Source organism: Noviherbaspirillum sedimenti (genome assembly GCF_003590835.1).
Taxonomy (GTDB): Bacteria; Pseudomonadota; Gammaproteobacteria; order Burkholderiales; family Burkholderiaceae_D; genus Paucimonas; species Paucimonas sedimenti.
The window spans coordinates 572,474-588,218 of the sequence record NZ_QYUQ01000002.1 but is presented as its reverse complement, the minus strand read 5'-3'; the positions used below and the strand labels follow the sequence as shown (position 1 = coordinate 588,218).

Genomic DNA, 15,745 nt, shown 5'->3' with positions numbered 1-15,745 from the left:
TACAAGCGCCCGCAGCATTCTTTTTAAATCCATCAAAAACATGGAGAAACAGATGACAGAGCGAACACGACAGACAATTACAATCGACGAGTACCGCAAGAGCATTGGCGCTTGCGGAAATTCTTCTGAATGGCTACTGGTAACGCAAGCAATGATCGATGAATTTGCATCTATAACCGGAGACGATGCCTTCATCCATGTCGATCCTGTGCGCGCGGCCAAGACTCATTTCGGTGGCACGATTGCGCATGGACTGCTGACGCTTTCTCTATTGACGAAGCTGATGCATACGGCAGTGCCTGTGATTGAGGGCACAAAAATGGGGATTAATTACGGCTTTGACCGGGTTCGGTTTGTCACACCACTGCCGGTTAACTCACGGATACGTGCACGATTTGACCTCGCCGAGATAAGCGAGCCAAAACCTCGGTTCATCCTGGTGACTTACATGGTGTCGGTCGAGATTAAAAACCAACAACGGCCGACATTGGTGGCGCGATGGATGCTCGGCCGCTGGCTAAGCAAGTGATCAAAAGTTTTTTGACAAAACGGGTTTCAACCAAAAACTCTTCGACAGTACGCTCGAGGTTTGCAATGCTTCCTTGTTCGACAGGCTGAACAAATGCGTGATGAACAGTTTGACTTGCTCATCCAGTCTGGCGTACTGCCGGTTGGGGTTGATCACATCTATCCCTTGTCCCCAGAGCGTATCCATCGGATTGAGTTCCGGCACCCGCTTGGGCAACCAGTGCAAGCAGCAAATCCGTCTCGTCCTCAACCAGCAGGACGCGGCACCATGTGCGTGGTTTCCAAGTCCGGTTCATATTTCAATTGCCACCAATGACTCCCGATCTAAATCTTTATCGTCTTTTCCTTATGGTCTTCGACGAGAGGAGCGTCAGCGCAGCCGCAGCTCGTCTGAATGTGACCCAGCCTGCGGTCAGCCATGCACTCAATCGTCTGCGACTTACACTTGGTGATCGCCTCTTTACCCGGTCGCCGAGCGGCCTGCGCCCCACCCCATATGCTTTGGATATTGAACCGCGGGTGCGTCAGGCTATTCGCAGCCTCATGCAATCCAGCGAAAGGACAAACTTCGATCCACATACTACGGAGAGGAGTTTCACCATTGCCGCCGGTCCCTATCTTTGCGAGCTGGTAGCGCAGGACCTTCTGATTGCCGCCATCACTACCGCTCCGCGGTCGCAGTTTCTGATTCGCAAACATACGGACCGGCTCGTAGAAGATCTTGTCGTGGGCAATATCGACCTTACTTTGGGGACTTTCGGCAGGATTCCCGCACAATTGGCAGCGCAGCCACTGCTTACTGAGGACATGGTGTGGGTCGTCCGAAAAGGTCACCCGATGGCGGAAACGATTGACGTCGCTGCCCTGCTCGCGCTGCCGCGCCTTAACGTTTCGGCCGCGAACAGCGCGGAAGATGAGTTTATGGGTAGCAACGTCGACGGTCTGGAGAGGCGCCTGACGATCAACCCGGAAGAAGTCCTGATGAAGCACATGCCGGCGGCTTATCATGTCCCCCCTGCCCGCGGGGCCGTCTACGACAATCGCACGGCCATGCAGATAATTGCCCGGTCGAACATGGCGGCATTTCTGCCTCGGCGACTCGTTCAGGCGCATGCCTTGGAACTTGGCTTGCGCATCGTCGACGTGCCAATGGCAACTGATGCGGTAACAATTTCGATGTTATGGTCGCGGGATCGAACAGACAGTGCAGCGCACATTTGGTTGCGCGAACTAACTCTCCGCGTGATTGCCGATCGGTTTTGCGCCATGCCTCCATCTGGATTGCCCGTCACAGGTCATTCTGAAAATCGGCCGAATGACCATATGAAATCGGCTCATAGCGACCCTGAAAATTCGTCATTTGACGCATATGACATGCATCCATAACATTCGTCAGGTGGATTTCATATGGAGAAATAGATGCTGATAATCGAAAAACCGCTCGCCGGGCGGGTCGCCTTTGTCACTGGTGCAAGCAAGGGGATTGGACGTGCCATTGCGGTCGGGCTGGCCAAGGCGGGCGCCGCAGTCGGCCTGACCGGGCGCACGCCGGGCGAGGGGCCCGGCACGGCGGGCGAAACGGCTGCCGCGATCAGGGCTAGCGGAGGTCAGGCATTACCGCTGATCTGCGACATTCGCGATCCCGCCGCTGTGGAAGCAAGCATCGCGGCCACCGTCGCAGAATTCGGCCGCCTCGATGTGTTAATGAATAACGCCGGGCTTTACTTCCCCCGCAAAACAATTGCCGAAATTGAACTCGCGCTGTGGGACGAGACGATCACGGCCCACATGACCGGCACTTTCCTGTGCGCCCGCTTCGCCATTCCGCATCTTGTCGCCGCCGGTGGCGGCAGCATCATCAATATGTCTTCGACAGGCGCAGACCCCACGCACCGCGCAGCGCTCAACGTCGCCTATTCGGCGGCCAAGGCGGGCGTCGAGCAGTTCACGCGAGGGCTGGCACAGGAACTCGCCGAATCGAACATCGCGGCAAACGCAATCCGACCGATGAAACTACTAACAGAAAGCAGCCACCAGCACGTGCTGGATCGGTCGCAGTTGAGCACTTACGCCCAGCCGGAATCGATTTGTCCTTCGATTGTCTGGCTCGCGCAATGCCGCCGCGAATTCACGGGCAATGTGGTTTGCCGCACCGATTTTGAGGATGGGCGTTTCCAGCGAATTAAGTTTCCGGCGCCGCTCTGACATCTGAATTTTTCACGCTCAACCAAGGATAATGAAATGACTAAAATGACCGAACCGATGATGGACCCAGTGCGACTTAAGCAAATGTGCGCGATGCGGGTTGAAGTGCTTGACCCCGATTATGAGGTCGTCGAGATCGTGGCGGGCGGTGAATTTCTCTACGATCCGCAGGTATTCTGGGACTGGAAGCCGGACAACGCCTGGGGGAAGCCGGAAGGATCGATCCTGATCTCCGACATCGGCGGCCAGCAGCAACCGGGCTGGGATCCGGCCATGGGCCATGGCGCTCTGTATCGCCTGCATGCCGACAACCGGCTCGAAACAATCATGGCACCTGGCGCCGGTCGGCAGGCCGGCGTGTTTCGGCCAATCATCGCGCCGGAGGGCTGGGGCGACTGGGGCGGCCATATCTTTTTCTGCAGCCAGATCATTCCGGGCCGCCGTGGCGCTGTCGTCGATCACATGATCTATCGCTTGGGGCCGGGTGACGACAAGCCGCACGGCTTCGGCATTCCCCCACGCGCTGGCAGCCTCGGTGGCGGCATTTCGGGTGCGCTGATGCCGGGCGTGTTCGGCCGTCCCGGTACGCCAGAGGAAGGCCTGCTGCTTATTATTTCCATGCACAACTGCACAATTTATGCCGTTCGTCCCGACGCGACGATCGAACCGTGGATCGTCATGGATGGGGTCAACGGCCCCGGGCCACTGATGCCCTATCGCCTCTATTATGCCGATCCGGAAATCGCGGGCGAACCCAATATGCTAGTGGTCGAGGGGTCGTGGGGAACCCATTTCGGCGTGCAGAACCGGACCTACAAGCCTGGCCATTATCGTGTGGTCGGACGCACGGTGGAGCCCGAATCCGTCGCCGCGCTATCGGGCGGAATGGGTCATCGCGCACCGGCAGGCTTTGGACACTATGCTGGTCAGATGTTTCGGCCGGAAAATCACGGCTTCATTTCCTCCGTCCACTGGACGGCGGCCGAGCCGCAGGCGTTGCCCTACTCTGCGGAGATCATCCGGCGCGACGCCGATGGCAAGGAACATGTCTTCGCCACCAATCTGCAGGCAGGACAGAATCTGCTCGGCTTCACCAACAACCGGCTGATCATCACCAACGTGCGCCACAGCTATTCGTCCGGCAATTTCCATGAGCCCGACGGGTCGATCTACGCGATCCAGTACAAGGGCGCCTGAGCCATTCCTCTTGCCGGCAAATCGGTCCACCGGCAGGATTTCATTTTTGAGGAGTAAACCATGTCTAGTCTGCTGACGGTCCTGATCAATCCCACGCCGGGCAAGGAAGCGGATTTCGATAGTTGGTACACGCATGTACACATACGCGACGTGATGCGTTTCGCAGGATCGATCAGAGTGCAAAGGCTGGTCGCGGCCGAACAGCAGATCGAACCGCCATCGCACAAGTATTTCACCCTTTACGATACGTTCGATCCGGCTCTCCTGTCGCTTGAACACAAGGAAGCGATGGGCACGCCACGCATGGTGGTGACAAATGCCCATGACAAGGAAAATGTCATCAACGGCTATTACAATCCTGTCAGCTTCCGCAGCAACGATCCGGAACTGCTGATGCCGGACACGCAACCGCTGATCCTCGAACAGCTGCGCATCCATCAGAATGAAGCCACAGCGTTCGAGAGATGGTATAGCGATATTCGTTTGCCGGCGATCATGGCGACCGCTGGCCACTTGACCGGATCACTCCTGCGCTTTGCCCAGCACGGACAGATGTTCGCATTCGAGCCGCAGTTTTCGCACATGGCGATCTATCGCGTCAGCGATCTCGACACTGCGCGGGCAAGCTGGCGCGCCCAGAACGCCGAATCTGACACGCCGTACGTCAAGCGCCGCGCTGTGTCCTGTTATGTGCCGATGATGCCGTATCTGACGCGCGATGCCGTCGCCCGCGCAAGCGCCGAGGAACAAGCCGTGGAGGAGACGGCGCGCGCACATGCCAGCAGGAGCAGCGCCACGACTGAACAGCTCGGAGTCAAGTGGCGCTAACGGCAAGCCTGCCGCAGCAACTATCTGAGGAAAACCAAAAGGCGAACACGATGAAGGCTATCAGGATCCACGAATATGGCGGGCCAGAATACCTGCGTTTTGAGGACTGCCCAATCCCGACGCCAGCGGCCGGCCAGGTGCTCGTGAAGGTTGAGGCTTGCGGCGTCAATCCGGTTGATGCATGGTTCCGTTCAGGCCATCTTAAAGCGCATTTCGCCCGGCCGCTGCCCTTCATTCCGGGGTGGGAAGTCGCTGGCACGATCGTAGAAACCGGTGTGGGCGTCACTCGTCTGACAGTCGGCGAACGAGTATTCGGGATGCTCAATTTCGCGGCCGACGGCGCCTATGCCGAATATGTCGTGACCGATGCGTCGCGGCTAAGCCCGATCCCTTCGAATATGACGTCGGTCGACGCGGCTGCGCTGCCCATTGCAGGCCTGACCGGTGTGCAATTAGTCGAGACGGTGCTCGATTGTCGTCCGGGCGATCGTATCCTGATAGCTGGCGCGCTTGGCGCCGTCGGCAGGGCGGCCGTGCATGCCGCGCAGTTACGCGGAGCTCGCGTCATCGCCGGCGTCCGCAAGAACCGGCTGGCAGAGGCAAGACAGTTGGGTGCGGACGATTATCTTGCGATCGACGATCCCGACGCAGTCGCGCAACTGGCCGGGGCGATCCAGAGTATCGTGGACACAGTAGGCCCCGCGGCACTGGCCCCGCTCTACGGGACGGTAGCGCCTGGCGGCAAGATCGTTACCGTTGTGCCGCTACCGACTGCTCCCGCCGATCCGGATCGGCTGGCAATTGAACGTCATTCTGTCAAGCCAGACCCGGACCGCCTGGCAAAACTGGCCGAAGATGTCGTCGGAGGTAAATTTGCGCTGCCAGACATAAATGTGCTGGCTCTGTCTGACGCGGAAAATGCACATTCCCTCATGGCAAAGGGAGGCCTGCGACGCAAATTTGTCCTAACAGACTGTTGAAATGCGACCCCCCATGTAAACGCGGTTTGCAGGGTCAGCGTTATCAATAGCGTTGCCTGCGCCTGCCACTACCGCCGCGATACGCTGTTCTCAACGCGGCAAAGCGAAGAGCGTGCGCAGACATGAGACGACAGCCAATGACTGATCGAGAAAAAGATGATGATTGGCAGCGGGGATTTCAATAACCGCATTGCAGTTTGGCAACAATTTGGTAATTCGCTGCATACGTTCTCTTGTCGCGATTCTACTGTGTTGGGCGAATACCAGCGACACTGGCAATGCTAGCTTGGCAAGCATTTTTGTACTGTCTGGCTCGTTACGAGGCGCAATCAAAGCTAGCTCATCGAACTTCCAGCCCCATCCATCTTGATATCTGCGCAAAGAATGTCGCGCCAGATGCTCCTTGATGTATACAGGCGCGTCCTGATCTGGAATCAGACGGTAACGCCTCATAGCAGAAGCGAGATCGACATGCCGGCGAGGAGGAGAATCTGACGACTGGAATCTATTTTGGCGTTTAGTATTGTCTTCAAAATGGAGATAACTATCCAGCACTACCAGCTGCCTGAACAATTCGTGATAAGTGGCACAGGCTTCGACTGCGCGCGCGCCGCCGAAACTGTGTGCAACCAGGGTAACCGGTCCATCATCCAGATGCCTTGCTACGGCTGCAATCTCGTCGCGCCATATCGCAATGTCATACACGCTGCGATGCTCGCTGTCACCCATACCTGAAAAATCTAGCGCGAAGACACGATAACGGTCCATGAAAAACGGCGCGATAAAATCCCACCAGTGTGAGTGCGCTAGAAAACCATGGGCAAACAGTAGTGGCGGTTTTCCGTGATCCATGCTGTTCCAGCATCGGTAATGCACATTACATCCGTCAACATGAATAGACTGCGACGAAGACGGCACTGAGATTGCCTGTCGAAACCAATCCGGCGCATCGAAAACTTCTCCAATGACTTCCATATTTTTCTGTATCCCCTACCTCTTGCAGCTTGACTCGATCCTGCCACATTGCACATGTGGCAGGATCGCACGGGCGCTGGCCGCCCCACGCAAATTATTTAGCTAAAAAATCGTCGATGCGCTTGTGATAATGGCGGATCCGGCTTTCCTGATAATGGCCAAGGATAATCTCGGATTTTTCTGTCGCCTTCATTCCTTTCTGCATGCCGACAATATTCACATAGTCCTGATCGAAAATGACCCCAAGTCGTCCCAACTGCGGAATATCGGAAAATAGCTGCCCTTCCTGGACCCACACACAAGGCGCCGCCTTGGGTGCTGGTTCACTCAGCTTGCGCGGCGCCAGCAGATACACTTCCAAAATACACTGGTCATGATGGTCCTGATAAGGACGGAAACGATAGACAATCGGCAAGCCGTAACCATGCCAGGGCAAAAAATTCGGAAAAACAAAATACTCGACTGCATCCAGCATTTCCACATCACTGAGATGCGAAACATCGATCCCCAGCGCCTGCCCAACGTCGGCACGTCGCTGCTCAGCAAGCGTCGCCCTGAAAGTTGAGCCTGCCGGCACTTTGACAGGTTCACGCTCGGTCATTTTCGCCACATAGTCAGCAAGCTCTTGCTCGGACATTGCTTTCGTAGTCGGCGCCGAAGCGGCCACGGAAATTGTCAAGAGCCGGCTGATGTTGGGACTGTGCTCGTAGGTGTCATACTGGGTTTCCGCATACTCAGCCACTGTCACGGATTGCGGATGCGTCGGCGACACATGGTACGACTCCAGGAATGCCTCCATTGCAACCTTCCAGTTGCTTGGCACGATACGGGCAACATGTGCAGCGACATAGCGATGCTCCAGCGGCGCGCTTTTAAAGTGTTCCGACAAATTGCCGATGTATTCATGCAGGGGCGGCGCATCCGGATCCATGTTAATGAAGACAAAACCGCCCCAGGTTGCAACTTGAGCTTCGGGCAAACGCAAATTTTCCTTGTCGACCTGAGGAAAATCCCACTGTTCCGCGACACGAACCGGCGCACCCTCAAGATCCCAAGTCCAGCCGTGGAATGGACATCTCAGATTGGTAACGTGTCCATCACAGCTGCGCAACTGCATGGCACGGTGAAGACAGGCATTGCGGTATGCCTTGATGGTCGTTTCGCTTGACCGTACCACGACAAACGACAGTTCACCGATTTCGTAGACGATACTATCCCCAATGTTGGGAATCTCATGCTCGTGACAAGCCATCTGCCAAACCTTGCTCCACATCTGCTTCATCTCACGCTCATGGAATGAACGGTCAATGTAACGGGAAATCGCAAGGCCGCTCGTACCAAGGTCCACAAACGATTTTTCCTGATAAGCCTGCGGAGGTTGCCGAGGATCTGTTGCCATCCAACTCACTGGGGTAGGTTCTTTCTTCGCGATTTCTACGGAACCCTTTGCGGCAGCTGCGTTTTGCATGTGTACTCCTCCTTCGATGTAATTGATCAGCGAACTTCTTGACGTTTCGGTCAAAGCATGAGGTAATAGTATACCTAGATAACATCGTAACCTATGTTGTAGAATACAGCAATCGTTAGGCGTTTCATCGCGAAATGATGCTTAACGTCCACCATGTTTCAACCGACACCGATACAGGAACCCAGGATGAACAAATCTGAAGCTTTATCAGCTACACCTGCTGCCGAGAAGGCCGCCGTCTCCGGCGAGCAGGATATGGTGCTCTATGAGATTGTCGAAAAGCACATTGCGATCATCACACTGAACCGCCCGCACCGCCGCAATGCCATCCTGACACCAGAAATGAATATCGTGCTCCAGGAAACGTTCCTACGGGCGCAAGACGACGATGCGGTCAAGGTCATCATCCTCGCGGGGAGTGGCACAGACTTTTGTTCTGGCGAAGACACTTCCAAGACGCCTGTTGAGTCCTATGGCTTGAAAAAGGGCCAGCGTTTACCGCAGTCATTGCGCATGCGCGGATTTAGAAAAACGCTCAACAGCACCCAGGAAAGCATGACCTGGGGCGACAAGGTTGTTATTGCTGCTTGCCAGGGCTGCACCTATGGCCAGGGATTTTCATTCGCCATGATGGCCGATCTTCTTGTGCTGGCCGACGATGCCAAGCTGGCGCGTCGGCAGAGCCGGATTGGCTTTGCCGCATTCGACACACAATTGCCGATGACCTTGTTGCGACTTGGTTTGAATCGCGGAATGGAAGCATTGCTGACCGGACGCACCATCACGGCGAAGGAATTGCTTGATTGGGGCGTTGCCAACTCGGTGGTCAAGGCAGAAAACCTGATGGATGAAGCGATGCGTTACGCACGCGCAGTGGCGGCACATTCGACAGATAACCTGATGCTGGGAAAGCGCGCATATCAGCAATATCTGCATGGCCTTGGCTTTGCCGCATTCCAGAACTTCGCCACCGTTGCCCACCCGCTGTTTACCAACGTGGTCTGGCGTGAGGATGAAAAGAATTTCCTGCGCGAGCGCGACCGCGTGGGCGGCAAAGACGCAATGAAAAACCTGAACAAGGTCTGGGAAGACCTGGGTTTTGAGTAAGCGCCGGCGCGACGCGGCACCTTATTCTAACCAAAACATCGAGAGCCCTTGACATGGATTTGCATTTCAGCCCCGAGCATGAAACCTTCCGCCAGGAAATTCAGGCATTCCTGAGCACTAACTGGCAATTTGAAAAAGACGCAAAGCCCGCTCCGGAAGCCATCAAGGCATTCCGCCAACTGGCTACGGAACAGGGCTATCTCTACCGTGGCGTCCCAAAGAACTACGGCGGCGGCGAACAGCCCGCCGATGTGCTCAAGGCCCAGATCATCGCCCAGGAATTCCGCCGCGCAGGCGCCCCCACCGAAGTACTTGGCGTGGGCACGCAGATGCTCGTGCCAACCTTGCTTGAATGCGGAGAAGAATGGCAGCGAGAACGCTTTGTGCGCAAGACCATCGAGGGCGAGTATCGCTGGTGCCAGGGCTATAGCGAACCAAACTCTGGCAGCGACCTGGCCTCGCTGCGCACCCGGGGCGAACTGGTGGGCGACGAGTGGGTCATCAACGGCCAAAAAGTCTGGACTTCCTATGCCCGGGACGCCAATTACATGTTTGCACTGGTGCGTACCGAACCCGAGGCGCCCAAGCATGCTGGCCTGTCTTACCTGCTAATCGACCTCAACCAGCCTGGCATTGACATCCGCCCGCTCAAGCAAATCAATGGCGGCACCGAATTCAACGAAGTGTTTCTTGAAAACGTCCGCACGCCAGCCTCCTGGATAGTCGGCCCGCGCGGCGGTGGCTGGAAGGTTTCACGTTCCCTGCTCAAGCATGAACGCAACATGATTGGCAGCCTGGACCGCTCGGATGCCTTGTTTGCCAGCCTGTTGGGACTGGCACGCCGGGTCCAGCGCGATGGCGCGCCGGCGCTGCAAGACAGCGCGGTACGCGACCGTCTTGCCATGCTGGCCGGCCACCTGGAAGTGCAACGTTACTCGAACTATATCCAGCTCACCCGCGAATCGCGTGGCCAAAGCGCCGGCCTGTTACAAATGCTAAACAAGCTTTCCCAAAGTAATTTTGGTCATCTCGTTGCACAAACCAGCCTCGATCTGGTGCAAAACGATGCCTTGCTTACCGGCGCGCCAGGCCGCAAGCTCGGCAACGAGCGCTGGATGAATCAGTATATGGGTTCGCTGGCATCCTCGATTGCCGGCGGCACGTCTAATATTCAACGCAACATCATTGCCGAGCGCGGCCTTGGCTTACCCCGCGACGCAGCAAACCCAACCGGAGAGGCATCTTGAACTTCGACCTTACCGATGAACAACGCGCATTTCAAGACTCGATTGCCAACTACTTGAACGATGCGTGCACAATACCCGCAGTGCTGGCGACATTCGAGGCCCAATCCCCGCCTGCACTCCAATACTGGTCCGGACTGATGGAGCTGGGGGTTGGCGGATTGACCATACCGGAACAATTCGGCGGCTTTGGCCTGGAACTTTTGGATCTTGCAGCCGTGGTTGAAACTGCCGGACGTTTCGTCATGCCAGGCCCTTTGATTGAACATGCCATGGCAGCCTACGCAATCAGTCTGGGCGGCACCGAAGCACAGCAAGCACGCTGGCTGCCGGATCTGGCCAGCGGCAGATTGCGCGCCACGGTGGCACTGACTGAAGGCCAGGAAGGCTGGATGCCAGGAGACTGGCATATGCCTTGTGACGATACGCTCAATGGCGCCAAGCACTATGTACCTGACGCCCTCGATGCGGATTTGATCGTCGTTGGCCTCTCAGGAGGACGGATGGCCGTGGTCGAACGCGGCGCAAACGGTCTTGAACTGACCGCCCTGCCCTCCCTCGATGGTTCCCGGCGCCTCTACCAAGTCACTTTCAATGCGACGCCTGCAGAATTACTGCCTGCAGCGCAGGAATGCGCTCAGCGCATTTGTGATGTTGGTCTCGTACTGCTGGCAGCTGACGCTTACGGTGGTGCAAAACGCTGCATCGAGATGAGCGTGGAATACGCCAGGCAGCGCGTCCAGTTCGGCCAACAGATCGGCAAATTCCAGGCGGTCAAGCATCAACTTGCCGACCTCGCGGTCGAAGTTGAACCAGCCGCCGGCCTATACTGGTACGCTGCTCATGCTTTCGACCATGAGCGGCCTGATAAGGCGTCCAAGGCTGCCGCACTTGCCAAGGCTCACCTCACCGACGTCTACACTGCCGCGAGCCGCCGCATGATCGAACTCCACGGCGGTATCGGCTATACGTGGGAGCTTGGCGCACATCTCTGGCTCAAGCGCGCCGTTTTTGACCATAACTATCTCGGACGGCCGTCATTGCATCGCGCACGCTATGCAAGCATGGCAGGATGGTAGTAAAGCACATGACTGCGCTTGCATCGACAAAATCGGGCAAGCGCAACATGGCGTATTACTATGTGCGCGGCTTGAGGAACTTGTCGGCCGCTTTGGCAAAATCCTCGCTCGCGAACAGCGTGCCTTGAACGACACCCAGCATCTGCAGCTCCATATCAAATCCCATATCAACTGCACGACGCAACGACGCGCGAGTTGCTGATACCGCTCGCGGGGGCAAGGCGGCCAATTTTTTGGCCATGGCAATTGCTTCTTCCAGCAAGCCATGCTCGTAAGGCACCACCCGATTGACAAGACCGATCTGCTCTGCGCGCTCTGCGGTGATGGGCTCACCAAGAAGCAGCATCTCCGCTGCGCGGCCCCCGCCAATGGCACGCGCCAGTAGCCATGAACCACCCATGCCAGTTGCAAGACCGAGCCGTATCCACGTGCTGGCGAACGTAGCATTCGCGGCAGCGATGCGCAAGTCGCATGCCAGCGCCAGATCCAGACCGGCTCCCAAGGCTGGCCCATTGACGGCGGCAATGAGCGGAATCTTTGAAGACAGCATGGTGCGCACCAGCGCATGAAAATTTTTGTAAATTGAATCGGCAGCCTGAATCGCGTCCTGCGTCATGACGTCGCGCAGATAGGCGAGATCGCCTCCTGCACAAAATACCGGCGGCGACCCGGTAATGACAATCGCATGCACCCCTTCTCCAGGTTCGCGGATCCAGCGACCAAGCTCCTGGACCGTATCCGGATCCAAGGCATTGCGTGCATCAGGCCGATCCAGCATAAGCACAAGCACATCTGATTCGCGCCGGATTGCAATTCTCTGGCGTTCTCCATTCATATATTTCTCCAAATTTTATTTCAAACAGGATGACATCCATAACAACTTAGCTTACCATGTTAACCGCGGTATGTAGGTTAATCAAGAAATTACTGATACGACCTTTTCATAACCAGACTATGGAGGCATGCAAATGACAAGCAGTACAGATTTGGTGAGCTACCACGCAGGCGAAGACCACGTTGCGACAATTACCATCAATCGCCCGGAAAAAATGAATGCATTGAACGCCGAAATGCTTGCCGAGATTAAGCGGCTCTGGCAAGTCGTGCGTGACGACGACAAGGTTCATGCAGTGGTTTTGCGTGCTTCCGGAGAAAAGGCATTCAGCACCGGCCTGGACCGGGTGCAAGGCTTTAAATATCCAGACAATGTATGGAACAAGCCGGATCCGGGTACCAGTCTGGATCCCAAGCACCACAAGGTTTGGAAACCAGTGGTTTGCGCAGTCAATGGCACCTGCGCCGGCGGCGCTTTCTATCTTGTCGGGGGCTCCGACATCGTGATCGCGTCAACTGATGCCACTTTCTTCGATCCCCATGTCGACTATGGCCTGGTTGCTGCACTCGAACCAATCAGCATGATGCAGCGCATGCCGCTCGGTGAAGTGCTGCGCATTTCGTTGCTCGGCCTGGAAGAACGCATGAGTGCCGAACGTGCACGCCAGATTGGCTTGGTATCAGAGGTCGTGGACCCGGAAAAATTGCACGAGCGCGCGCACGAACTGGCACGCCGGATTGCCGGCAAGCCGAGCGTGTCGACCCAAGGCACAGTAAGGGCAATCTGGGAGGCGCTCGATGCGGGCCGTACCCAGGCGCTTGAACGCGGGCTGAGCTATACGCAGATCGGCAATCCGATCGGTCTGGCAATCGCCGAAAACCTGATGAAAACAGGCAAGCGACTGCCCTTTGAAGTTCGCTGATCTCATTATTCCCAGGCGTGGCCTTTATACGCCGTCCTGCTTGACTACAGACTAATATGAACATTGCACAGCGCATTGACAAGGTACTGAGCCTATCCCCTGACACGTGGGCAATCGAGTATCGCGACCGCCGCCTGCTTTGGCGCGATATTCGTGGCGTAAAAAACGAACTGGGGCGTCTGCTGGACGATCACAAGATCGATCCCGCTTTCAGTGTTGGCCTGCTGGCCCGGAACCATTCATGCTTGGCGGCCGCTTACGTCGCGCTACTTGGTCTCGAGCGTGGCGTGACGCTGCTGAATCCAATGCGCCCGGCGCACCAGATTGCCCAGGAAGTCGCCGATCTGCGACTCGCATGCCTGATTGGCCTGGAGGAAGATTTTAGCGACCAGATCAGCGCAGCGGCGCAAGCGGCAGGCACAGCCCTGATCGCCCTCGGCGACAGCGGCACCGCTCTGCAGACCAAGTTGGTTTTGGCGGGACGCACCGGTATCGAGTTTCGCCGCTGCGACAAGAATACCATCATCGAAATCCAGACCAGCGGCACCACTGGCGCACCCAAGCGGATTGCCATCTCGCGTCGCACCCTTGAAGGCTCGCTGCAAAGCGGCGTGCGCAATGCCAATGGCGAGGCCGACGCTGCCGAATTGACCGTCAAACGCTCCCCTACACTGATGTTTGGCCCGCTGGTGCATACCAGCGGCACATTCGGGCTACTGATGTCAGTGTTTGAAGCACGTCCGACCGTGCTGTTCGAAAAATTCGATGCCATGGAATTTGCCCGCAAACTTTCTGCGCATCGCGCCAAATTTGCGGCATTGCCGCCGACTGCGTTGCGCATGCTGCTCGATAGCGATGCCACGCCCGCCGATCTCGCCAGCTTGAGTGCCGTACGCAGCGGCACTGCGCCTCTGCCAATTGAAACCCAGGAACGCTTTGAAAACAAATTCGGTGTTCCCGTTTTGACCAATTACGGCGCCACCGAATTTCTCGGAACCGTTGCCGGCTGGTCACTTAACGAATACAAGGAATGGGGCAAGACCAAGCGCGGCAGTGTCGGACGCGCCAATGCCGGCGTGGAACTGCGCATTGTTGATCCAGCCACGTTTGCGCCCCTCGAACAGGACCAGGTCGGCATCCTCGAGGCCAGAGTTGCCCGTCTGGACGGCGGCAAGTCCTGGGTGCGCACTTCGGATCTGGCGCGCATCGACAAGGATGGCTTTCTCTACATTGCCGGCCGCGCTGACGATGCCATCATTCGCGGCGGTTTTAAAATCATGGCTGAAAAAGTTGCCAATGCATTGAGGCTGCATCCGTATGTCATGGATGCCATCGTGCTGGGCGTTGCCGATGAACGTCTTGGGCAGGTTCCCGTCGCGCTGATTGAGCGCCGCCCCGGAGCAGACCCCGTAGCGCCGGTCGATCTTGGCATCTTTGCGCGCCAGCACCTGGTGCCTTACGAGGTGCCGGCGCGCTTTGTCTTCGTCGATAAACTGCCGCGCACGGTGTCCGACAAGATCAGTCGTCCAGAGGCACTTCGACTGCTTGAGGCGCACGGCGCTGCGTAATGTCACTCCCAAATCAATCCATTTAGCGAGATAGCGAATGACCGATTCAATTGCCCCGAAGCCGACGTCCGCAGCGCTCACCAAAATCGGCATCACACCGGGTTCGTATGACCTGATTCCTCTTGATGGTTTGCGCCAGACCATTGCTAATCGCATGACGGAAAGCTTCCGCGATGTGCCGCATTTTCCGCTGACTATCGATGTGGAAATTGACGCGCTGCTCCGCTTTCGCAGTCGATACAACGAGGAAAAAGCAGAAGGAAGCGGTCTCAAGGTCACGCTCAACGATGTCATCGTGCGCGCATGCGCCGTGGCGCTGGCCCGGGTACCCGAGGCCAATGCCAGCTTCACGCCAGATGGCATTGCACGGCACCACCATGCTGACATCGCCGTGGCTGTTGCACTGGATAACGGCTTAATTACCCCGATTCTACGCAGCGTCGACACCAAGTCACTAATTCAGGTGAGCATAGAAAGCAAAGACTTGATCGCGCGCGCAAGAGCCATGAAACTCTCACCACGCGACTACAAAGGCGGGACGTTCTCGATCTCCAACTTGGGTATGTTTGGAATCCGCCAGTTCGCCTCGATCCTGAACCAGCCGCATGGCTGCATTCTGTCTGTCGGCGTCGGCGAGCAGCGCCCGATTGTCAAAGAAGGCCAGATCGGTATCGCGACAGTCATGAGCCTGACTTTGACATGTGACCATCGGGTGGTCGATGGCGCAGTCGGCGCCAGACTGCTGCAAACGCTTCAGGCTTTACTGGAGACGCCATGTATCGCGGATTACGATCTTGCGTAATCCGCCA

At 56.7% G+C, this 15,745-nt stretch carries 16 protein-coding genes; 12 read left to right on the top strand and 4 right to left on the bottom strand.

Features of this window, described 5'->3' with window-relative positions; all coding sequences use genetic code 11:
• Positions 1-52: 52 nt before the first annotated feature.
• Positions 53-529, top strand: a complete 477-nt coding sequence (locus D3878_RS02875) for a MaoC family dehydratase (RefSeq protein ID WP_119787663.1) — start codon at positions 53-55, stop codon at positions 527-529.
• Here the strand turns inward: D3878_RS02875 and D3878_RS02870 are convergent, their stop codons facing one another.
• Positions 530-754 carry a hypothetical protein gene (locus tag D3878_RS02870; RefSeq protein ID WP_158592162.1) on the bottom strand — a complete coding sequence of 75 codons (225 nt, stop codon included), beginning with the start codon at positions 752-754 and terminating at the stop codon, positions 530-532. It lies immediately after the preceding gene.
• Between the two features lie 86 nt (positions 755-840).
• Here D3878_RS02870 and D3878_RS02865 point away from each other — a divergent pair, with 86 nt between their 5' ends.
• From D3878_RS02865 to D3878_RS02845, 5 genes are read left to right on the top strand one after another with little or no spacing between them, the layout of a single operon-like run.
• Complete coding sequence (locus D3878_RS02865; protein WP_119784108.1) at positions 841-1,914, top strand: LysR family transcriptional regulator; 1,074 nt, start codon at positions 841-843, stop codon at positions 1,912-1,914.
• A gap of 33 nt (positions 1,915-1,947) precedes the next feature.
• A complete protein-coding gene (locus D3878_RS02860) occupies positions 1,948-2,733 on the top strand; it encodes an SDR family NAD(P)-dependent oxidoreductase (protein ID WP_119784107.1) in 786 nt (261 codons plus the stop codon).
• Positions 2,734-2,769: 36 nt separating this feature from the next.
• Positions 2,770-3,930: a hypothetical protein gene (locus D3878_RS02855; protein ID WP_147383871.1), complete on the top strand. Its 1,161-nt coding sequence runs from the start codon at positions 2,770-2,772 to the stop codon at positions 3,928-3,930.
• A 60-nt stretch (positions 3,931-3,990) separates the two neighbouring features.
• Positions 3,991-4,758: a hypothetical protein gene (locus D3878_RS02850; RefSeq protein ID WP_119784105.1), complete on the top strand. Its 768-nt coding sequence runs from the start codon at positions 3,991-3,993 to the stop codon at positions 4,756-4,758.
• Complete coding sequence (locus tag D3878_RS02845) at positions 4,749-5,738, top strand: NADP-dependent oxidoreductase (protein WP_147383870.1); 990 nt, start codon at positions 4,749-4,751, stop codon at positions 5,736-5,738. Before D3878_RS02850 ends, D3878_RS02845 begins: the two co-directional genes overlap by 10 nt.
• A gap of 90 nt (positions 5,739-5,828) precedes the next feature.
• Here D3878_RS02845 and D3878_RS02840 read toward each other — a convergent pair whose 3' ends face one another.
• On the bottom strand, positions 5,829-6,590 hold the full coding sequence (locus D3878_RS02840; RefSeq protein WP_158592161.1) for an alpha/beta fold hydrolase: 762 nt from the start codon (positions 6,588-6,590) through the stop codon (positions 5,829-5,831).
• Between the two features lie 217 nt (positions 6,591-6,807).
• On the bottom strand, positions 6,808-8,181 hold the full coding sequence (locus D3878_RS02835) for an aromatic ring-hydroxylating oxygenase subunit alpha (RefSeq protein WP_119784102.1): 1,374 nt from the start codon (positions 8,179-8,181) through the stop codon (positions 6,808-6,810).
• 186 nt (positions 8,182-8,367) lie between these two features.
• On the opposite strand from D3878_RS02835, the gene D3878_RS02830 reads away from it, so the two are divergent.
• From D3878_RS02830 to D3878_RS02820, 3 genes are read left to right on the top strand one after another with little or no spacing between them, the layout of a single operon-like run.
• On the top strand, positions 8,368-9,288 hold the full coding sequence (locus tag D3878_RS02830) for an enoyl-CoA hydratase/isomerase family protein (RefSeq protein WP_199688067.1): 921 nt from the start codon (positions 8,368-8,370) through the stop codon (positions 9,286-9,288).
• A 53-nt stretch (positions 9,289-9,341) separates the two neighbouring features.
• Positions 9,342-10,535 carry an acyl-CoA dehydrogenase family protein gene (locus D3878_RS02825; protein WP_119784101.1) on the top strand — a complete coding sequence of 398 codons (1,194 nt, stop codon included), beginning with the start codon at positions 9,342-9,344 and terminating at the stop codon, positions 10,533-10,535.
• Positions 10,532-11,611 (top strand): acyl-CoA dehydrogenase family protein, encoded by a 1,080-nt coding sequence (locus tag D3878_RS02820; protein ID WP_119784100.1) that lies wholly within the window; start codon positions 10,532-10,534, stop codon positions 11,609-11,611. The genes D3878_RS02825 and D3878_RS02820 overlap by 4 nt, the downstream gene beginning before the upstream one ends.
• 58 nt (positions 11,612-11,669) lie before the next feature.
• On the opposite strand, the gene D3878_RS02815 is transcribed toward D3878_RS02820, so the two are convergent.
• Positions 11,670-12,446, bottom strand: coding sequence for an enoyl-CoA hydratase/isomerase family protein (locus tag D3878_RS02815; protein WP_119784099.1), 777 nt, complete (start codon positions 12,444-12,446; stop codon positions 11,670-11,672).
• 133 nt (positions 12,447-12,579) lie between these two features.
• Here D3878_RS02815 and D3878_RS02810 point away from each other — a divergent pair, with 133 nt between their 5' ends.
• Genes D3878_RS02810 through D3878_RS02800 form a run of 3 tightly spaced genes read left to right on the top strand, consistent with a single transcriptional unit; the run spans position 12,580 to position 15,738 of the window.
• Complete coding sequence (locus tag D3878_RS02810; RefSeq protein WP_199688066.1) at positions 12,580-13,368, top strand: enoyl-CoA hydratase/isomerase family protein; 789 nt, start codon at positions 12,580-12,582, stop codon at positions 13,366-13,368.
• 56 nt (positions 13,369-13,424) lie between these two features.
• Entirely contained in the window at positions 13,425-14,936 is a 1,512-nt protein-coding gene (locus D3878_RS02805; protein WP_119784097.1) for a class I adenylate-forming enzyme family protein, read from the top strand.
• A gap of 37 nt (positions 14,937-14,973) precedes the next feature.
• Positions 14,974-15,738, top strand: coding sequence for a dihydrolipoamide acetyltransferase family protein (locus D3878_RS02800; RefSeq protein ID WP_119784096.1), 765 nt, complete (start codon positions 14,974-14,976; stop codon positions 15,736-15,738).
• Positions 15,739-15,745 lie beyond the last annotated feature (7 nt).